The organism is Variovorax sp. HW608, from assembly GCF_900090195.1.
Taxonomy (GTDB): Bacteria; Pseudomonadota; Gammaproteobacteria; order Burkholderiales; family Burkholderiaceae_C; genus Variovorax.
Genome location: NZ_LT607803.1, coordinates 2121498 through 2141131 on the forward strand (window position 1 = coordinate 2121498; position 19634 = coordinate 2141131).

Sequence of the window (19634 nt, forward strand, 5' to 3'; positions counted from 1 at the left end):
GCCGTGACCGCGCTCGCGTTCCTGCTCGCGATTCCTCTCCTCGGCGGCATCGTGCTCGCGCTCGTGGGCCATCGCGACAACGCGCGCGACTTCAACGTGGCCTTCAGCGCCGGCACCTTCCTGGCCGCCTGCGCCCTGACCGCCGAGGTCATCGCGGCGGGGCCGATGCGGCTGTGGGCCCAGAACTTCTACATCGATGCGCTGAATGTCTTCCTGGTCACGCTCACGGCCTTCGTCGGCCTGACGACCTCGATCTTCTCGCGGCCCTACATGCGCATCGAGCGCGACCACGGGAAGATGACCCCGCCGCGCCTGCGCCTCTATCACAGCATGTACCAGCTCTTCAACTTCACGATGCTGCTGGCGCTCACCACCAACAACCTCGGCATCGTCTGGGTCGCGATGGAGGCCGCCACGCTGAGCACGGTGCTGCTGGTCAGCGTCTACCGCACCGCCGCCAGCCTCGAGGCGGCGTGGAAATACTTCATCCTCTGCGGCGTGGGGATCGCCCAGGCGCTGTTCGGCACCGTGCTGCTCTACATGGCCGCCGCGCGCGTGATCGGCCCCGAGGGCGGCGCGCTGCTGTGGACCAACCTCGACGCGGTCAAGGCGCAGCTCGATCCGAACATCATCACGCTGGCCTGGGCCTTCCTGTTCATCGGCTACGGCACCAAGGTGGGCCTGGTCCCGCTGCACAACTGGCTGCCCGATGCACATGCCGAGGGGCCGACCCCGGTGTCGGCGGTGCTTTCGGGCCTGCTTCTCAACGTCGCGCTGTACGCGGTGCTGCGCTGCAAGGTGCTGACCGATGCGGCGCTGGGCGGCAGCCAGCTGACCGGCCGGCTCATGATGGGCTTCGGTCTGGTGTCCGTGGTGACGGCGGTGTTCTTCATCATGCGGCAGCGCGACGTGAAGCGCATGTTCGCGTACTCGTCGATCGAGCACATGGGCCTGATGACCTTCGCGTTCGGCATCGGCGGGCCGATCGCGAGCTTCGCCGGGCTGCTGCACATGACCGTGCATTCGCTGATCAAGTCGGCGATCTTCTTCGCCGTCGGCCATGCGACCCAGAAGGCCGGCTCGCAGATCATGGAGGAGATCCGCGGGCTCATCCGCATCAGCCCGACGGTGGGCTGGGGCCTGATGCTGGGCGCGCTGGCGATCCTCGGCATGCCGCCCTTCGGCGTCTTCGCGAGCGAGTTCCTGATCGTGACGACGGCGATGCGCGAGCAGCCCTGGGCGACGCCTTTCCTGCTCGTCGCTTTGGGCGTGGCCTTCGCCTCGGTCTTCAGCCGCGTGCAGCCGATGGTCTTCGGCGAGACGACGCTGAAGCGGCTGGCCCATCCGCCCGCGCTGGTGCCGGTGTTCGTGCACCTCGCCCTCGGCCTGATGCTGGGCCTGTACATCCCGCCCTACCTCAACGGCTGGTACCGACTTGCCGCGGCCATGCTCGGAGGCTGAGACGACGATGCTGACGACCGTGGATTTCGTGGCGCAGCGCCTTCCGGCGCCGTTGCCGGTCTGGCATACGGAAGTCGACAGGACGCAGTGGTCTGCCACGGCCGCCGGGGTCGCCGCGGCCGGCGGCCGCCTCGTCGCCCTCTGGGCGGCCGATCGTGCGGACGCGGGCCCCGAGACGGTGGCGATCTGCGCCGCCCTGGCCGCGGACACCGGCCTGCTGTGGATGGAACTGCCGCTGCGGCCCTGCGACCGCTATCCCGACCTGTCGCCCATCTACCCCTGCGCATCCCGCATGCAGCGTGCGGCCGCCGATCTCAGCGGCCTGCATGCCGAAGGCGCGCGCGACGAGCGCCCCTGGCTCGACCACGGCCTGTGGGGCGAGGGCCCGCCGCTCAGGCGCGCGCCCGATGTGCCGGCAGCGTCGCTCGACACCTTGCCCGCGGACTATCGCTTCGTGCGCGTGGAAGGCGATGGCGTGCATGAAATCGCTGTCGGCCCGGTGCACGCCGGGATCATCGAGCCGGGCCACTTCCGCTTCTCGGTGGTCGGCGAAAAATTGCTGCGGCTGGAGGAGCGCCTCGGCTACAAGCACAAGGGCATCGAGCATCGCTTCACGACGCTGCCCACCCTGGAGGGCCACCGGCTCGCCGGACGGATCAGCGGCGATTCGACCGTCGCCTATGCCTGGGCGTATTGCATGGCCCTCGAGTCGGCCTCGCAGGTCGAGATCCCGGAACGCGCGGCCTGGCTGCGCGCGCTGCTGCTCGAGCGCGAGCGCGTGGCCAACCACCTCGGCGACCTGGGCGCCCTCGGCAACGACGCGGCGCTCGCCTTCGGCCTGGCGCAGTTCTCGCGCTTGCGCGAGGACTGGCAGCGCCTGTCGAAGGATCTGTTCGGCCACCGCTTCATGATGGACGCGGTCTGTCCGGGCGGGGTCGCGGTCGACCTCGACGCTCCGTCGGTCGATCGGCTGCTCGCCCAGTGCGATGCGATCGAGCGCGAGGTGCGCACGCTGCGCGGCATCTACGACGAGCACGCCGGACTGCAGGACCGCTTCATGATGACGGGCCAGGTGTCGCGCGAACTGGCGCTGGGCCTCGGGCTCACCGGGCTGGCGGCACGGGCCAGCGGCGTGGCCCGCGATCTGCGCGCGGACCATCCCTTCGAGCCCTACCGGCAACTGAGTCCTCAGCCCGCCGTTCACACGAAGGGCGATGTCGCGGCGAGAGTCGCGGTGCGCTTCGACGAGCTCTTCGAGTCGCTGCGCCTCGTGCGCGAGATGAGCCGGCGCCTGCCCGGTGGGCCGAGGCTGCGGCACCTGCGCCTGCCCGAGGGTCCGCTGCAACGGGGCCTCGGCTGGGTCGAGGGCTGGCGGGGCGAGGTGGTCGTGGCACTTGCGCTCGGCCCCGGCGGGCGTGTCCTGCGCTGCCATCCGCACAGCCCTTCGTGGCAGAACTGGCCGGTGCTCGAGCATGCGGTGATCGGCAACATCGTGGCCGACTTCCCGCTGATCAACAAGTCCTTCAACCTCAGCTATTCGGGGCACGACCTCTGATGTGGCAGATCCTCCGTCAAATTGCCCGCACCGGCATCGTCACCGAGGCCGCGCCGCCGACCGACGACGCGCTGCGCGTGGAAGCCGTGCGCATCCAGGAGGAGATCCTCGATGCGCTGGGCCAGGCGCTGACGATCCGCGAAGTCGATGCCGGGTCGTGCAACGGCTGCGAGCTGGAAATCAACGCCGTCAACAACCCCTACTACAACCTCGAGGGCCTGGGCATCCGGTTCGTCGCGAGCCCGCGCCATGCCGACATGCTGCTGGTGACCGGCCCGGTTTCGCGCCACATGGCCGAGGCCCTGCGGCGTACCTACGAGGCGACGCCAGAACCGAAGCTCGTCGTCGCGGTCGGCGACTGCGGCTGCTCGGGCGGCATCTTCGGTGAGAGCTACGCCAGTTGCGGGCGCGTCGCCGCGCTGATCCCGGTGGACGTGGAAGTACCCGGCTGCCCGCCGGCGCCGATCGAGATCCTGCGCGGGATCCTGGCGGCGGTGCGGCGCAACGCCGCGACGCGCAAGCGCTGAGGCCACACGTCATTGCACAAGGTTACGCCTCGCTTGTCCGCCGCCCGGTCCACTCATGCGTTGATCCTCGGAGTGATTGCCCTTTTGGAGCCCGCGTGATGAGAACATTTTCCCTACTGAAATTCATTGCGGCCGGTGTTGTCGCGACCTGCGCCACCTTGATCGCGACCACGGCCAGCGCCGAAGTGAACTGGTCCGTCAATGTCGGCGTTCCCGCGGTTGTCGTCCCTGAGCCGGCACCGGTGTACGTGGAGCCTGCGCCGGTGTATGCACCAGCACCCGCCCCGGTCTACTACGGGCCGGCGCCACGCGTCGAATACCCTGCGCCGCCTGTGTACTACCGGCCCGCGCCGGTCTATGGCGCGCCTGCCTACTACGGGCCTCCCGCTCCTGGCTACTATCGACCGAGGCATTGGCACCACCGGCGTGATCGCGACGACGACGATCGCGACTGACCGCATGATCGCCCACCTGCTTCACGTCCTGTGGGTGCTGGCCGCGCTCTTCATTCCGATCGGTCTGCAATGGCTGTTGTTGCTGGTCCTGCAGGATCGGATGGGCCGTTGAGGCGATAGTCTCGTGTCTTCACCCGCTTCGCCCAGCCGCAACGACTCCCCATTGCGGCAGATTCCCGCGGGTGTCTGGGTACTCGGTTTTGTCAGCCTGCTGATGGACATCTCATCGGAGATGATCCACAGCCTGCTGCCCCTGTTCATGGTGACGACGCTGGGTGCGAATGCCTTCGTGGTCGGCGTGGTCGAGGGGATCGCCGAGTCTGCCGCGCTGATCGTCAAGGTCTTCTCTGGCACATTGAGCGACTACCTGGGCAGGCGCAAGGGACTTGCCGTCTTCGGCTATGCCTTGGGGGCGTTGACCAAGCCGCTGTTCGCCATTGCGCCGACCGCCGGGGTCGTGCTTGCGGCGCGACTGATCGATCGCGTCGGCAAGGGCATCCGGGGTGCGCCGCGCGACGCGCTGGTGGCCGATCTCACGCCGGCGCACGTTCGCGGCGCTGCATTCGGCCTGCGCCAGGCCCTCGACACCGTCGGCGCGTTCGTCGGACCGCTGCTGGCGGTCGGGCTGATGCTGCTGTGGGCCGACGATTTCCGCGCCGTGTTCTGGGTGGCCGTCGTTCCCGGTCTCGCCGCCGTTGCATTGCTCGCCTTCGGGCTGCGTGAGCCCGAGCGTGCGCAAACAGACCAGCGTTCCAATCCGATCCGGCGCGAGAACCTGCGGCGTCTCGGCGCGCCCTACTGGTGGGTCGTCGCGATCGGCGCGGTGTTCACGCTCGCCCGCTTCAGCGAGGCCTTCCTGGTCCTGCGCGCCCAGCAGGGAGGCATTGCGGTGGCCCTGGTGCCCCTGGTCATGGTGGCGATGAATCTCGTCTATTCGCTCGCGGCGTACCCGTTCGGCAAACTGTCCGACCGGATGAACCACCGCACCCTGCTTGCGCTCGGGCTCGTCGTTCTGATGGCTGCCGACCTGGTTCTTGCAGCGAGCCACCATTGGGTTGTCGTTCTTGCCGGCGTCACGCTTTGGGGTGTGCACATGGGGATCACTCAAGGGCTGCTCGCCACGATGGTCGCCGACACCACACCCCCGGACCTGCGCGGTACGGCCTACGGCTTCTTCAATCTGGTCAGTGGCATCGCCATGCTGCTTGCCAGCGTTCTCGCCGGCCTGTTGTGGGATCTGCTGGGGCCGTCGGTCACGTTCCATGCGGGGGCCGCCTTTTGCGTGCTCGCCCTGGCCGGGCTCGCCTCGTATCGAAAGTCACCGCAAACTCAAGAGAGCTAGGCGGCAACGAGCTTTGAAAAGCCGCTCATGGACAGGCCGCTGCAGGCTGAGTCACCTGTCCCGTGAGGTCGTACAGACCGAACAGCGCTTGCGACGGCGACTGGCGCGCAAACCACGACAGCGTCACCGCATTGGTCACCACGGTGACGCGACCGTCCGGGCCGGTGAGCCCGATGTTCAAGTTCTCGACCGGATCTGCATCCTCGAGGAGGGGATAGCACTGAACCGTCCGCCGAGACAACGGCCATGGCGGCACGACGTTGGACAAGAACGGGTCGGCGGCCCACTCCGCGATCTCATGGCTCAACGCTCTGCCTCGAAAGTCGAGCCAGGACGGCAGCGCCGGGCCGTAGTCGCGCCATCCCGACCAGACGTAGGTGTAGAAGCGCGGCGGCGCCGCCGTCGGGGAATCCGACACCACGAAGCCGTCGTGAAGGCCGGCATACGAGTTGCAGCCGCTCGGGCTCAGACAATCAGCCGCACTCGTGAGCGATGTGATCGTGTTGCCAGCCAGGAAGATCGGCAGCTCGTCGGGCGCGATCTGCAAGGCCTGGATGAGTTGCCGTACCAGACGCCTCGTCCAATCCCAGCTCACGATGCCCACCCGTCGCTGCGTGACCGGATCGAAGATCGTCAAGCCCTGGTCGGCCGGGATATGAACGGTCTGCGTCGGCAGCACGTCGGGCAGGAGCATCGTCTGATAGCCGGGCGCGGCCGCAAGGCTGATGCGCTGCACGAAGTTATGCCATTGCAGCGGACCGAGACCGACGTCCACCGGCGTGAACACCGGCGACGCGATCGCGGCGGCCGCCATGCCCGGGTCGTCGATCACCTGGCCGTCCGACAGGAACACGAAGCGCAGCGGGACGATGCGGGCCTTGATCGCCGTGGTGATCGGCCCCAATGCGGGGTCCGTGCCGACCATCGCATAGGGGTAGGTCTGGCCGTCGACCGTGAAGCTCGACCACCACCACGGGATCGTCTGCATTTCGCGCGTCGGCCGCGGTTTGGGCTGCTTGTCCTGGCCAGGGCCGCGATCATTGAAGGGCGCCGGTGGCGGGACGACATTCAACGGCTGCAGGCCGAGGCCGAGGCCCGTGCCCGTGGCTTGAGCCGCGGCAGGCGTCACCGGCGTGAGGACGCAGGCGATGACGGCGAACAGAGCGCATGCCATCACGGGCAGGCGCGAGCAGCGGCGATTCCGCACGCAGCGCTCCTGCGCGTCGGATTGCGATCGCTGTCGATGGGTCACCATGATCGAGCTCCTTCCAAGCGTCGTGAACCGACCTTGCGCCGGAGGCTATTCGAACATCGCAGGATTGCACCTCATCCATTTGGATGATGTTCAGCGCGCACGGAGCATGCTTGCCGTGAGTGACGAGCAATCGCGGCGATACGAACGACGCTAAGCCTTGTCGCCAGCGCGCTTGCGCTTCAGCCGGCGAATCTCGGCAAGCTGGAACTTGAAGGCGTCGACTGCCTTTTGGGCCTCGGGCTCCCAGGTGTCGGTCTTCATGTGCGCGAGCACCGCCTCCAGCGCATCGCCCAGCTGCCCGATCTGGCGTCCGTAGCTTCCGACGTCGTCCAGGATCTGCTGCTCCAGACCAGGGTCCGATGACTTGCCCATGTTGATGTTGATGAACCCAAGCTGGCCATTGGCAATCCTGGTGAACCAGGTCCAGGGATTGATTTCCTGGCGCACACCGCCGGAAAGCGGCAAGTAGAAATTCGGCATCCGAGTCCTCCTGCGCAGCGCGACGGGCTGCTGCAACGATGTCAAGCAAGAAGCCCGCCGCGCACCCATTCGCCGTGCGTCCGCACCTGCGCATCACCCCGCAGCCGAACCGGTGAGCGTCAGCCTCCGCCGTTGAGCACGCCTTCGAAGAACACCTGGACCGACTGCATGCAATAGGGCGGCACCAGCTCGCCGTGGTAGGCGATGGCCACCGACTGGTCCCTTTGCGCATCGGTGCCCGGCGAGTCCGCCCGCTTTTGCGCCTTGGCCAGCGCAAAGCCGGCGCGCGCTGCCGCGTACGCATCGTTCACGCCGGCCGTCTCCAGATCGACGACGGTGAGCGACGACGCGGGCATTCCGCGCGCACGGAAGTAGCCGGCCGTCGCCAGGCTGCTGGTGAAGTTGACGGTCGGGTCATTGGAGCCGCCGCACATCAGCACGGGGCGCGCGGGCAGCCAGTTGCGCAGGTCGTTGGCCACCGCCGCCCTGCGCAGGCCGGTCATCGGGGCGCAGCCGAGCGGCGCTGTCGTGCCGAGCGACCCGACCGTCGCCGGCAGGGCATTGCCGGGGCAAGGGCCGGCCTGGATATCGTCGAACCATGTCGTCAGGTAGCGCTGGCGCACCAGGTTGCCCGCGCCGTAGTTGATGGCCACGCTGGCATTCAGGGGGCCGGGCGTGGCATTGGCCGGAAAGAAGGCGTACCTCGGCAGCTTGCCCGATGAGAACAGTTCATCCCGGGACAGGTAGCTCGGCAACAGCGTGTCGATGCCGGTGGCGAAGTTGTCTTCGTAGATGTCGCTCGTGGTCCCATAGACGTTGCCGAACTGCTTCTGCCAACTGGTCGTGACGAGCGGGAAGAACACCGTGCTGTCGAGTGCGGGCAGACCGCTCGCGGTGTAGTCGATCAACAGGCTGACGGCCGTCGGCGCGGACATCGGGGCCGACGCCGTCACCGTCATGCCCGCCGCCTGCATCGCGCGGTGCGCGGCCAGTGCCGCGAAGCCGCCTTCCGAATAACCGGTGACGAGCAACGAGCCGCCGTCCGTCGCGGAGAGCGCCGCCAGCGTCGAGCGCGCGGCCTTGAGCGCATCGATCATTTCCTTGCCCTGCTGGTCGGCATTCAGGTACGGGTGGTAGGGCAGCGACGACTTGTCGTAGCCCGCGTAGTTGGGCGCCACCACGATGAAGCCCTGCGCCGCGAACATGGCCGCCACGACGATGCCCTCGGCGGCAGCCGGCTGGTTGGGGTCGGTCACGTGGGAGATGTCGTAGTTGCGCTCGGTCGCGGTGCCGTGCCCGTACAGCACGATGGGGCGCGGCCCGTTGCAGGCGGGGTCGGTGCCGGCGGGCAGCATGATCGCGCCGCTGGCCGGGACCGACTCGTTCTGCGCGCCGACGGTCTGGTACTGCAGGTAGCGCACGTCGATGCCGCACCTGGGTACGCCCGCGGCCTGCTCGATCCGCTTGCCGGTCGAATCGGCTTCGAGCAGCGCCTTGAATTCGTCGGCCGACAGGCGAACGACGCGCCCCGGCGTCGCCGTGAGTGCGGTGCCGCGCGGCGGCATCGTGTTGGCGCCGTTGATGGCCAGCGCCAGCGCATTGCCGCCGCTGCTTCCTCCGCCGCCGCAACCCGACAGCGCGATGGCGCAGGAAGCGGCGAGGGCGGGCAGGGCGAGGCGGGCGGCAGAGCAGGTCATGGGTATCTCCGGCGTCTGGGATCGAAACCCGGCCAGCGTGCCCGCGGCGATCGATGCCGCCGTGCCAGCGGCGGCCGCTTCTTCATGAAGCATCCGGCCTACAGGTGCCCGCCCCTCGACGCTTGGTCCTGAACGGTCGGCCGCCTATCGCGGTGCCTTGACGCCCTGTGCCGCCTGCGTCCGGTACTGCGAAGGCGAGCAGCCCATCGCGCGCGTGAAGAACTTGCTGAAGTAGGCGGGGTCCTGATAGCCGATCGCGGCGGCGACTTCGAGCACCGACATCGGCGTGTAGGCCAGCAGCCTTCGCGCTTCCAGCATCAGGCGCTCGTGCAGAAGCTGCAGGGCCGACTGTCGCGTCACGTTTCGGCAGGTGCGGCTCAGGTGGTCGGGCGTCACGCCCAGCGTGTCGGCGTAGAACGGCAGGCCGCGGTGCTCGCGGAAGTGCTTCTCGGCCAGGGCGAGATAGCGCTGCACCAGCGCATCGCGCGCGCCCGGAAGGTGGGTCTTGTGGACGTGCTCGCCGTGCAGGCGCAGGAGCAGCACCGCGAGCAGCGTTGCGATGGCCAGCAGCGCCGGCACGCGGCCCGCGCTGTGTCCGAGGAATTCGCGCGCGAGCCTCTCGAAGAGCGAAGCACATTCTTCGCGCGCCTCGTCGGTGAGCCCGGTCAGCACGAACGAGCCGGCAAGACCGGTATCGGCGAGGCGCGTGCCCGACAGCAGCTGCTGCAGGGTCGCGCTGGGGATGGTCAGCTGGTGCCCCATGGTGTCGCGCGTGTGGCGAAAGCCGTGCACCGAACCCGGCGCGATCAGCAGGATGGCCGGCCCCTGCGCATCCACCGCGCGTCCGTCCACCGTGCCGCTGATGTGGCCGCTTTCGAGGAACTGGATCTGGTGCAGGCCTTCGTGCCGATGCGCCGGAATCGTCCAGTCCATTTCCTGCCCGCGCACGGCGACGGGCTCGTAGTGCAGGCAGTCGTCGGGCTCGTCATGGCGAACTTCACGGAAGGGAACGAGGAGCAGGGGTGCGGCAGCAGGCTTCACGGCGGGTTGAATGCAGTCGAGGCCGGAAAACTACCCGCCGCGGCGCGATTTGTCCATTCGCAGGAGCACCCGGTGGCCCGACCATCCGGGCCAGGACAACAAGGGCACGCACGCCCAGGAGACACGCCATGGACCGCAGGCACTTCCTTCATCTTCTCAAGGCCGGCGGCGCGTTGGCCGCGCTCGCGCCACTGAGCCGGGCCTTCGCGCAACTGAACGGCAATGCGTCGATCGTCTCGGGCTTTCCCGCGGGCGGCATGGGCGACAACGTGGCGCGTCCGCTGGCCGAGAAGCTGCGCGGGCGCTACGCGACGAGCCTGATCGCCGATTCGAAGACCGGCGCCGGCGGCCGCATTGCGGTGGAGTACGTCAAGCGCGCCGCGCCGGACGGGCTGACCATCCTGCAGATCCCGAGCTCGCCGATGACGCTCTACCCCAACACCTACCGCAAGCTCAACTACGACCCGGTGGCCGATTTCGCGCCGGTGACCAGCACGGTCAACTATGCCTTCGTGCTCACCGCCGGCCCGGGCCTGCCGGCGGAGATGAAGACGGTGGCCGACTACCTGAAGTGGGCCAGAGCCAATCCCGGGCAGGCCAACTACGGTGTGCCGGCTGCGGGCTCCGCGCTGCACTTCGTCGGCATGATGCTGCAGAAGGCCAGCGGCACGCAGCTCACCGCAGTGGCCTATCGCGGCGGCGCGCCGCTGCTCAACGATGTGCTGGGCGGGCAGGTGCCGGTCAGCGTGAGCGTGCTCGGCGAGGTGATGCCGTACATCCGTGGCGGCAAGCTGCGCGGGCTCGCGGTGTCGAGCCCGCAGCGTTCGCCCTTCCTGCCGGAGGTGCCCACCTTCACCGAGCAGGGCTTCGCCGACCTCGTGGTGCAGGAATGGCTCGGGTGGTTCCTGCCCGCGCGCACCCCGCCGGACATCGTGCAGCGGCTCAATGCGCTGGTGCGCGAGGGCCTGCAGTCGCCCGAGTTCATCGACGCACTGGCCAAGGTCGGGCTGCAGCCGATGCACCAGAGCCCCGAGGAATTCGCCCGCATGGTGCGTGCCGACCAGCAGCGCTGGGCGCCCATCGTCAAGGCAGCCAACTTCACGGCGGAGGACTGACGGTGGCCTCCTTGCAATTGAATGGCGCGCAGGTCCTCGTGCGGCTCCTCCTGGCGGAGAAGGTGCGCGACATCTACGGCATCGTCGGCGGCAAGCTCGGGCCCCTGCTGCATGCGATCTCCGAGCAGGAGCAGCTTCGCTTCCTCGGTGTGCGGCACGAGGCCGCGGGGCCGATGATGGCCGCCGCGACCTACGCCGGCACCGGGCAGATCGCGCTGGCGCTGGGCGAGATGGGGCCGGGTGGACTCAACCTCGCGTCGGGCCTGGGCGTGGCCTTCGGCAACAACCTGCCGCTCGTGGCGATCACCACCAACCAGCACCGCGCCGCGAGCTATCCGCACAACGGCATGTTCATGGACCTCGACACCGTGGCCGTGACCCGGCCCATCACCAAGTGGAACGCGGTGGTGCACGATGCGCGGCGCCTGCCGGAAATGGTGCGCCGCGCCTTTCGCGAAGCACTGGGCGGGCGGCCGGGTCCGGTGCATCTGGATATTCCGCAGGACGTGCTCAGCCAGCCTTGCCGCGTCGACGAAGCGGAATTCGAACTGCCGCCTTCGCGCTATCGCGCCCTCGGCCGAATCCGTCCGGATGCCGGTGAGCTCGCGCGCGCCGCGGCGCTCATGCGGTCGGCCCGGCGGCCGCTGATCGTCGCGGGCGGCGGCGTGGTCGCGAGCGGCGCGACTGCACAGGTGCGCGCATTGGCCGAGCAGTGGAGCGCACCCGTGCTGCCGACCCAGATGGCACTGGGCGTCATCGCATCGGACAGCCCGCATTTCATCGGCCACGGCGGCCTGATCGCGGGCGAACCCGTGCGGCAGGCTTTCGAAGGCGCGGACCTGGTCCTCGCCGTGGGCTGCCGATGGTCCTCATGGATGTGGGACGAGCGCGGGCCGCTCGCGCGCCGCTCGCAGCCCATCGTCAGCATCAACATCGACCCTGCCGCGCTGGGCCAGCCGGCGCTGCACGAGGTGGCGCTGCAGGCCGATGCAGGCGCGGCACTCGACGATCTGCTGGGCCTCTGCGGCGACCACCTGGCAGTCGGCGTGGAGCGCGACTGGCTGCCGGGTCTGCGGCAAGCGCGCGCGGCCTACGAGGCGCGGTTCGCCGAACTGGCGAAGCAGGGCGAACCCGGCCAGCCGATGCATCCGGCCGCATTGGCCCGCGCCATCGGCGAAGCGCTGCCCACCGATGCGCTGGCCGTCTTCGACGGCGGCCACACCACCTTCTGGAGCAACGACCTGACACCGGTGCGCGAGGTCCGCACGCGCTTCCACGAACCGGGCATGAGCCATCTGGGATTCGGGCTGCCCTATGCCATCGCGCTGCAGGCACAGGACCCGGCGCGCAGGGTCGCGCTCATCACCGGCGACGGCTCCTTCGGCTTCACGCTCAACGAACTGGACACCGCGCGGCGCTATCGGCTGCCGGTGCTCTGCATCCTGCACAACAACGCGGCCTGGGGCATCATCCGCGCCGGACAGCGCAACGCGCTCGGCTTCGAGCTCGGCACCGCGCTCGACGAGACGGACTACGCGGCCATCGCGCGCGGCTTCGGCTGCCACGGCGAGCGGGTCACGGCGCTGGCCGAAGTGGGTCCGGCGATCCGGCGCGCGCTGGCCTCGGGCCTGCCCGCGGTGATCGACTGCCAGACCCGCTTCGTGCCGCATCCGGCCATGCCCGCCTTCGGCAGCATGAACCGCTACGGCTTCGACGCGCTCTGTGCGCCCGATGCCGGCCAATGAACTGAAAGACAAGGAACATCACTCATGACCCCACTGACCCTGCAGCAAGCCCGGACCATCATCGACGCCGCATTGAAGAAGTCGAAGGAAGCGGGCTACCAGCCCATGGGCATCGCGGTGCTCGATGCCGCCGGCCACCTCAAGGCCTTCGCGAGCGAGGACGGCGCGAGCATGTTCCGCTTCGACATCGCGCGCGCCAAGGCCTGGGGCGCGGTGGGCATGGGCGTGGCGAGCCGCAGGCTCGCCGAGCGCGCCAAGGACAACCCCAATTTCTTCGTCTCGCTCGCCGCCACCGCCGACGGCAAGTTCCTGCCGCAGACCGGCGCGGTCGTGATCCGCGATGCGGCCGGCAAGCTGATCGGCGCCGTGGGCGCGAGTGGCGGCACCGGCGACGAGGACGAGGCCATCTGCATCGCGGGCGTGCAGGCCGCGGGCCTCGCGCACGGCTGAGGTCGCGGCAGAGTCGAAGGCGTTACTCGAAACTGAGCAGCACCTTCATCGCCTGCGAGCGGTCCGCCGCGAGCGCAAAGGCGCGCGCGGAATCGCGGTAGGAGAGCGTTGCCGAGATCAGCGGCTTCACATCCACCAGGCCCTTGTTGAGCAGTTCCACCGCAACCGCGAATTCCTCGTGGAAGCGGAAGGCGCCGCGCAGCTCGAACTCCTTGGCCACGATGGTGTTGATGGGCAGCTGGATCTCGCCGCCCGCCAGCCCCAATTGCACGATCACGCCGCGCGGCCGCAGCGCCGCGAAGGCGCCAACCAGCGCGCGTGCATTGCCGCTGGCCTCCAGCAGCACGTCGAAGCTGCCCTTGTCGGCCGCGAAGCGGTCGAGGCCATCGGGCTGCTCCGCCACGTTGATCGTCTCGTCCGCGCCGACCTTGAGTGCCTTGCCCAGCGTGTGCGCGCCGACGTCGGTCGCCACGATGTGCGCCGCCCCCGCACGCCGCGCCGCGATGATCGCCAGCGCGCCGATCGGCCCGCAGCCGGTGACCAGCACCCGCTTGCCCAGCAGCGGGCCGGCACGCCGCACCGCATGCAGGGCCACCGACAGCGGCTCGGCCATCGCGCCTTCGCCGTCGCTCACCGAATCGGCCAGGCGATGCGCCTGCCATTGCTCCACCACGATCTGCTGGCGGAACGCCCCCTGCACATGCGGGGTGCGCATCGCGCTGCCGTAGTAGCGCATGTCCAGGCAATGGTTCTGCAGGCCCACCTGGCAGTACTTGCAACGCCCGCACGGGCGGCTCGGGCTGATCGCCACGCGTTCGCCGGCCTTGAACGATGCGCCCGGGCCGACCGCTTCGATCATGCCGGCCACTTCATGGCCCAGCACCATCGGCTCCTGGATGCGCACGGTGCCGAAGCCGCCGTGCTGGTAGTAGTGCAGGTCCGAGCCGCAGATGCCGCCGCAGCGCACGCGCACCAGCAGCTGGCCGGCTTCGAGCGCGGGGGTCGGGACTTCCTCGACGCGCAGGTCGCCGGGCGCGTGAATGACAAGGGCTTCCATCGATGTTCCTGTTTGCGGTTGGTTCAGAGCGTTGCGGTGACGCCGCCGTCGACATAGAGGATGTGGCCGTTCACGAAGCGCGAGGCATCGCTGGCGAGGAACACGGCCGCGCCCATCAGCTCCTCGACATCGCCCCAGCGGCGCGAAGGCGTGCGGCCGATCAGCCAGGCGCTGAAGTCGGCGTTCTTGACCAGCGCATCGTTGAGCTCGGTCTTGAAGTAGCCCGGCCCGATGCCGTTGACCTGCAGGCCATGCGGGCCCCAGTCGATCGCCATGCCCTTGGTGAGCATCTTCACCGCGCCCTTGCTCGCGGTGTAGGGCGCGATGCCGGGGCGGCCGAGCTCGCTCTGCACCGAGCAGATGTTGATGATCTTGCCCTCCTTGCGCCCGATCATGTGGCGTGCCACCGCCTTGCCGACCAGGAAGACGCTGTCGAGGTTGGTCTTCATGAGCTCGTGCCAGTGGGCTTCCTCGAACTGGTCCAGCGGCGCGCGGCGCTGCATGCCGGCGTTGTTGACCAGGATGTCGATGGGTCCGACCTCGGCCTCGATGCGGTCCACGGCCGCGTTCACCGCGTCGCCGGCGCTGACATCGAAGGCCGAGGTGAAGACGGTGGCGCCTTCCTCGCGCAGTTGCGCGGCGGCGCGCTCCAGCTTGTCGGTGGAGCGGGCATTGAGGATCACGCGCGCGCCGGCGCCGGCCAGCCCGCGTGCGATGGCATAGCCGATGCCGGCGCTGGAGCCGGTGATGAGGGCGGTGCGACCGCTGAGGTCGAACTGCTTGAGGGTGGGCTGCAAGGGTGTCTCCATTTGTTCAAGTGGTGATTGTCGATGGCTTCGAGCCACCGTTCAGCTCGCCAGGACTTCGGGATTGACCGGCGTCGGCGGCTGGCCTGCACAAGCGCCCAGGCCCAGCGCCGCGATCAGGTTCTCCGCCGTGAGCGCAGCCATCGCGAGACGGGTGCGCACCGAGGCGCTGCCGATGTGCGGCGTGAGCACCACGTTCGGCAGCGTGAACAGGTCCGGGTGGATGTCCGGTTCGCCCTCGAAGACGTCGAGCCCGGCGGCGGCAATGGTCTGGTCGCGCAGCGCCTCGGCGAGCGCCGCGTCGTCGACGATGCCGCCGCGCGCGATGTTGGTCAGCGTGGCGCTGCGCTTCATCAGCGACAGCTCGGCCGCGCCGATCGCGTGGTGCGCAGAGGGGGAGTAGGGCAGCACCAGCACGAGATGGTCCGCTTTCCGGAGCAAGGTCTGCTTGTCGACGTAGCGTGCGCCGCAGGCGGACTCCAGCGCTTCAGGCAGGCGCGAGCGGTTGTGATAGATCACCTTCATGCCGAAGCCGGCCGCGCCGCGCCGCGCGATCGCCTGCCCGATGCGGCCCATGCCGAGGATGCCGAGCGTCGCGCCATGCACGTCGCCGCCGATGAACATGTCGTAGATGCCGGTGCGGGTCCAGCCGCCGCCGCGCAGGAAGCGCTCGGATTCGGTGATGCGGCGGGCCGTCGCCATCATCAGCGCGAAGCCGAAGTCGGCCGTGGTTTCGGTCAGCACGTCGGGCGTGTTGGTCACCAGCACGCCGCGCGCGGTGCAGGCCGCGATATCGATGTTGTTGTAGCCGACGCCGACATTGCAGACCGCCTTGAGGGAAGGGCAGGCATCGAGCAGCGGGGCGTCGATGCGCTCGCTGCCGGTGCTCATGACGCCCTGCTTGCCCTGCAGGCGGCGGGTCAGCTCGGCGCGGTTCCACGGCGTGTCGGCCGGGTTGTCCTCGACGTCGAAATGCGCCTGCAGGCGCGCGGTGACGTCGGGGAAGGTGGCTCGGGTGATGAGGATCGATGGGCGCACGTTGTCTCCTTGGATGTCTGCACGGCCCTTTCGGCCCTCAGTTGTTGCAGCGCGCCTCGAGCACGTCGATGAAGGAGCGGTCCCAGCGGCCTTCCTTCATGGCCTTGATCGTCTCGGCCTCGGCCGCCAGATGCGCGAGCGCCTTCTCGATCAGCAGTTCGGCCTCGTCCGGTGCGAAGGCCATCAGCCCGTCCTGGTCGCCGACCACGATGTCGCCGGGATTGACCACCATGCCGCCCACGCACACCGGCACGTTGATCTCGCCGGGGCCGTCCTTGTAGGGGCCGCGATGCGTGACGCCGCGCGCATACACCGGGAACTCGCGCGCGCGGATCTCGGCCACGTCGCGGATCGCGCCGTCGATCACCACGCCCTGGACGCCGATCTGCGCTGCATAGAACGACAGGATGCCGCCGACCACCGCGTTGTTCAGGTCGCCGCCGGCATCGACCACCAGCACGTCGCCGGGGCGGCAGAACTCCAGCGCGCGCAGGTAGGTCAGGTTGTCGCCGCCGCGCGAGCGCGCGGTGACCGCGGTGCCCGCCATGGTCGCGGCGACCGGCTTGTGATAGGGGTCGAGTCCCGCGGTGCCGATGTTGCGGTGCATGTTGTCGCTGAGCGCCGCGACAGGGATCTCGCGCAATGCGGCGAGGATCTTCGCCTCGACCGCGGGGGCCGACGGGTTCTTCCGGATGGCTTTGTAGGGCATGGTGCTTCCTTCGATGTTCAGCGCAGTTCGGCGACCACCCGCGCGATGCGCGTGCAGCCTTCCTCGAGGGTTTCGATGGAGGTCGCGATCGACAGGCGGAAGTACGGCGAGAGGCCGTAGGCCGTGCCCGCCACCGTCGCCACGCCCGCGCTTTCCAGCAGGTACATCACGACGTCGCCGTCTTCCTTCAACTGCTTGCCCGAGGGCGTCGTCTTGCCGATCAGGCCGGCGCAGTTGATATAGAGATAGAAGGCACCGGGCGGCGTCGCGCAGCTCAGGCCGGGGATCGCATTGATGAGCGCGAGCGTGCGGTCGCGCCGCTGTTTGTAGATCACCACGCTTTCGGCGACGAAGCTCTGGTCGCCGGAAAGCGCTGCCGCGGCCGCGGCCTGGCTGACGGAGCAGCAGTTGCCGGTGGACTGCGACAGCAGCGTGTCCATCGCGACGATCAGGTCCCGCGGTCCTGCCGCATAGCCGATGCGCCAGCCGGTCATCGCGTAGGTCTTCGACACGCCATTGACCACCAGCATCCGGTCGCGCAGCCCGGGCTCGACCGCGAGGATGTGCGGCGTGGCCTGGCCGTCGAAGCGGATGTGCTCGTAGATGTCGTCGGTCATCACCATCACGTGCGGGTGCCGCAGCAGCACGTCGGCGAGCGCCCGGTATTCGGCGGCGGTGTAGCTGGCGCCGGTCGGGTTGCTCGGCGAATTGATCAGCAGCCAGCGGGTGCGCGGCGTGATCGCCGCCTCGAGTTGCGCCGGCGTGAGCTTGAAGCCGTTGGCTTCCGGGCACGCGACGATCACCGGCGCGCCGTCGCAGGCGAGCACCATGTCGGGATACGAGACCCAGTAGGGCGCGGGGATGATGACCTCGTCGCCCGGCTCGAGCGTGACCGCGAGCGCGTTGTAGATCGCGCTCTTGGCGCCGCTGGTCGCGATGATCTCGTTCATCTCGAACTTGAGGCCGTTTTCGCGTTCCAGCTTCTGGACGATGGCCTGCCGCAGCTCGACCGTGCCGGCCATCAGCGTGTAGCGGGTCGCGCCCTTGTCCATGGCCTCGGTGGCGGCGCGGCGGATGTGCACCGGCGTGTCGAAGTCGGGTTCGCCGACCACCAGGTTGACGATCGACTTGCCCTGGCGGCGCAGTTCATTGGCCCGGTCGGCGGCGGAGGTGCTCGGCGACGGCTTGATTCGCCGGACGCGGGCGGCGATGCGGGAGGTGTTCACGGCTCTTCCTTGGGGTGGGGGATGCATTGGACGTAACGGTACGCAGATCCCTCCGACTCGGCCAAGACGAGTTCGCTCTGGTTCGATAGGCAGAGCTTATGGTGCGGCCCCATAGGCACTGCGCCGCCCCGGTGCTAGGCTTGGCTTTTGCTTGGGGACAAGGCGTGAATCTCAGACGCCTCAAATATTTCGTCAAAATCGTGGACATCGGCAGCCTGACGCAGGCCGCCGAGGTTCTTTTCATTGCCCAGCCGGCCCTGAGCCAGCAACTCGCGACGCTCGAAGGCGAAGTGCGGCAGCAGCTGCTGGTGCGCACCAAGCGCGGCGTCACGCCGACCGAAGCCGGCAAGGTGCTCTACCGCCACGCCCAGATCATCCTGCGGCAATGCGAGCAAGCGCGGGTCGACATGGAGGCCGCGGGCGAGGGGCTTTCGGGCCAGGTGTCGGTGGGCCTCGCACCGGGCACCGCGGCCTCGGCGCTGTCGCTGCCGCTGCTGCGCACCGTACGCGCGCGGCATCCGGGCATCCTGCTCTACCTCAACGAGAACTACGGCACCACGCTGAGCGAACTCATCATGAACGGCCGCATGGACCTGGCCGTCCTTTACGGCGACAAGGCGATTCACGGACTGACCTTCCTGCCGCTGCTCAAGGAACCGCTCTACCTCGTCGGCCCGGCCACCACGCCCGCCCCGGCGGCACCGGTGCGCCTGGCCGACCTGCGCGAGATGGAACTGATGCTGCCGCGCCAGTACAACGTCGTGCGCAAGCTGGTCGATGCGGCCTTCGTGCGCGCGGGCATGGTGCCGCGCGTGGTGGCCGAGATCGAATCGGCGTTCACGCTCACGGCGGCGATCGCGGACGGACTGGGTGCGAGCATCCTGCCCGCCTCGATGGCGCGCGAAGTGGTGGCGGCCTGCGGCGCCTGGCAGTTCCAGATCGTCGAGCCGGTGATCGAGGCGCCGCTCGCGCTGTGCCAGTCGGACCATCTGCCGCTCTCCGAACCCGCGCAGGCGGTGAAGGACATCCTGCTCGAACTGGTGGTGGATCTGGCGGGCACGGTCAAGTCCACGCCGGAGCCGGAGCTGACCGCCTTGTCCTGACCGCTCCGTCATAAGCGGCCCTTATCCCGGCACAGCCAATCCGTCTTTGGCAGCAGGCCGCCGGGCCAGTACCTTTCATGCCAACCAAGGACGTTCGGTCCTCGGCGACGGACCCGGCATGAAACAGGAACAGATCAAGACGCTCATCGACGCGCTGGCAGGCTCGGACCTGTCCGAGCTGGAGTACAGCGAAAACGGCAGCACGCTCCGGCTGGTGAAGCAGTCGGCGGCGGGCAGCGCCCCGCGCCGCCCGCTGCCGCGCGCAGTGCAGAACGCGGTGGACGCCGCACCGGCAAGGAACGAGCCGGCACCTGCACCTGCCGCATCGGCGCCGGCCGAATTGTGCGCGCCCCTCTACGGCGTGGTTCATCTCCAATCGAGCCCCGGCGAGCCGCCCTTCGTGCAGGCGGGCCAATCGATCCAGGCCGGGCAGACGCTCTGCGTGATCGAGGCCATGAAGGTCTTCAACGAGGTGCAGATCGACCATGCCGCCACGATCGCCGAAGTGCTGGTGCGCTCCGGCGAAGAAGTCGAAGCCGGCCGGCCGCTGTTCCGGCTGGCGCAGGGGTGAG

19 protein-coding genes are annotated in these 19634 nt (G+C 68.7%); 10 read left to right on the forward strand and 9 right to left on the reverse strand.

Going from position 1 to position 19634, the window contains the following annotated elements:
* The first annotated feature begins 3 nt into the window (after positions 1–3).
* The 5 genes from VAR608DRAFT_RS09840 (at position 4) to VAR608DRAFT_RS09860 (ending at position 5340) form a co-directional block, all read left to right on the forward strand.
* The gene (locus tag VAR608DRAFT_RS09840) at positions 4–1461 is read left to right on the forward strand and encodes a hydrogenase 4 subunit F (RefSeq protein ID WP_088953908.1); all 1458 of its coding nucleotides are present in this window, start codon (positions 4–6) and stop codon (positions 1459–1461) included.
* A 7-nt stretch (positions 1462–1468) separates the two neighbouring features.
* Positions 1469–3016 carry a hydrogenase large subunit gene (locus tag VAR608DRAFT_RS09845; protein WP_088953909.1) on the forward strand — a complete coding sequence of 516 codons (1548 nt, stop codon included), beginning with the start codon at positions 1469–1471 and terminating at the stop codon, positions 3014–3016.
* Positions 3016–3543: an NADH-quinone oxidoreductase subunit B family protein gene (locus tag VAR608DRAFT_RS09850; protein ID WP_088953910.1), complete on the forward strand. Its 528-nt coding sequence runs from the start codon at positions 3016–3018 to the stop codon at positions 3541–3543. The genes VAR608DRAFT_RS09845 and VAR608DRAFT_RS09850 overlap by 1 nt, the downstream gene beginning before the upstream one ends.
* A gap of 98 nt (positions 3544–3641) precedes the next feature.
* Positions 3642–3998 (forward strand): hypothetical protein, encoded by a 357-nt coding sequence (locus VAR608DRAFT_RS09855; RefSeq protein WP_088953911.1) that lies wholly within the window; start codon positions 3642–3644, stop codon positions 3996–3998.
* A 172-nt stretch (positions 3999–4170) separates the two neighbouring features.
* A complete protein-coding gene (locus VAR608DRAFT_RS09860; RefSeq protein WP_088958702.1) occupies positions 4171–5340 on the forward strand; it encodes an MFS transporter in 1170 nt (389 codons plus the stop codon).
* A 25-nt stretch (positions 5341–5365) separates the two neighbouring features.
* On the opposite strand, the gene VAR608DRAFT_RS09865 is transcribed toward VAR608DRAFT_RS09860, so the two are convergent.
* The 4 genes from VAR608DRAFT_RS09865 to VAR608DRAFT_RS09880 form a co-directional block, all read right to left on the reverse strand.
* Positions 5366–6595: a hypothetical protein gene (locus VAR608DRAFT_RS09865; RefSeq protein ID WP_088953912.1), complete on the reverse strand. Its 1230-nt coding sequence runs from the start codon at positions 6593–6595 to the stop codon at positions 5366–5368.
* 150 nt (positions 6596–6745) lie between these two features.
* Positions 6746–7075: a hypothetical protein gene (locus tag VAR608DRAFT_RS09870; protein WP_088953913.1), complete on the reverse strand. Its 330-nt coding sequence runs from the start codon at positions 7073–7075 to the stop codon at positions 6746–6748.
* Positions 7076–7194: 119 nt separating this feature from the next.
* Entirely contained in the window at positions 7195–8772 is a 1578-nt protein-coding gene (locus VAR608DRAFT_RS09875) for an alpha/beta hydrolase family protein (protein ID WP_088958703.1), read from the reverse strand.
* A gap of 144 nt (positions 8773–8916) precedes the next feature.
* Entirely contained in the window at positions 8917–9813 is an 897-nt protein-coding gene (locus tag VAR608DRAFT_RS09880) for a helix-turn-helix domain-containing protein (protein ID WP_088953914.1), read from the reverse strand.
* Between the two features lie 128 nt (positions 9814–9941).
* Between VAR608DRAFT_RS09880 and VAR608DRAFT_RS09885 the strand changes: the two genes are divergently transcribed.
* From VAR608DRAFT_RS09885 to VAR608DRAFT_RS09895, 3 genes are read left to right on the forward strand one after another with little or no spacing between them, the layout of a single operon-like run.
* Complete coding sequence (locus tag VAR608DRAFT_RS09885) at positions 9942–10928, forward strand: Bug family tripartite tricarboxylate transporter substrate binding protein (RefSeq protein ID WP_088953915.1); 987 nt, start codon at positions 9942–9944, stop codon at positions 10926–10928.
* A gap of 2 nt (positions 10929–10930) precedes the next feature.
* Entirely contained in the window at positions 10931–12673 is a 1743-nt protein-coding gene (locus VAR608DRAFT_RS09890) for a thiamine pyrophosphate-binding protein (protein WP_231973396.1), read from the forward strand.
* A gap of 24 nt (positions 12674–12697) precedes the next feature.
* Complete coding sequence (locus tag VAR608DRAFT_RS09895; RefSeq protein WP_088953916.1) at positions 12698–13123, forward strand: GlcG/HbpS family heme-binding protein; 426 nt, start codon at positions 12698–12700, stop codon at positions 13121–13123.
* Between the two features lie 22 nt (positions 13124–13145).
* On the opposite strand, the gene VAR608DRAFT_RS09900 is transcribed toward VAR608DRAFT_RS09895, so the two are convergent.
* Genes VAR608DRAFT_RS09900 through VAR608DRAFT_RS09920 form a run of 5 tightly spaced genes read right to left on the reverse strand, consistent with a single transcriptional unit; the run spans position 13146 to position 17959 of the window.
* Positions 13146–14180, reverse strand: coding sequence for an L-idonate 5-dehydrogenase (locus tag VAR608DRAFT_RS09900; protein ID WP_088953917.1), 1035 nt, complete (start codon positions 14178–14180; stop codon positions 13146–13148).
* Positions 14181–14203: 23 nt separating this feature from the next.
* Positions 14204–14989, reverse strand: coding sequence for a glucose 1-dehydrogenase (locus VAR608DRAFT_RS09905; protein ID WP_088953918.1), 786 nt, complete (start codon positions 14987–14989; stop codon positions 14204–14206).
* Positions 14990–15028: 39 nt separating this feature from the next.
* The gene (locus VAR608DRAFT_RS09910) at positions 15029–16024 is read right to left on the reverse strand and encodes a 2-hydroxyacid dehydrogenase (RefSeq protein WP_088953919.1); all 996 of its coding nucleotides are present in this window, start codon (positions 16022–16024) and stop codon (positions 15029–15031) included.
* Between the two features lie 37 nt (positions 16025–16061).
* The gene (locus VAR608DRAFT_RS09915) at positions 16062–16733 is read right to left on the reverse strand and encodes an RraA family protein (RefSeq protein WP_088953920.1); all 672 of its coding nucleotides are present in this window, start codon (positions 16731–16733) and stop codon (positions 16062–16064) included.
* A 17-nt stretch (positions 16734–16750) separates the two neighbouring features.
* Complete coding sequence (locus VAR608DRAFT_RS09920; RefSeq protein WP_088953921.1) at positions 16751–17959, reverse strand: aspartate transaminase; 1209 nt, start codon at positions 17957–17959, stop codon at positions 16751–16753.
* Between the two features lie 164 nt (positions 17960–18123).
* Between VAR608DRAFT_RS09920 and nac the strand changes: the two genes are divergently transcribed.
* Positions 18124–19062 carry a nitrogen assimilation transcriptional regulator NAC gene (nac, locus tag VAR608DRAFT_RS09925; RefSeq protein ID WP_172843830.1) on the forward strand — a complete coding sequence of 313 codons (939 nt, stop codon included), beginning with the start codon at positions 18124–18126 and terminating at the stop codon, positions 19060–19062.
* 118 nt (positions 19063–19180) lie between these two features.
* Positions 19181–19633 (forward strand): acetyl-CoA carboxylase biotin carboxyl carrier protein, encoded by a 453-nt coding sequence (locus VAR608DRAFT_RS09930; RefSeq protein ID WP_088953923.1) that lies wholly within the window; start codon positions 19181–19183, stop codon positions 19631–19633.
* Position 19634: the final 1 nt, after the last annotated feature.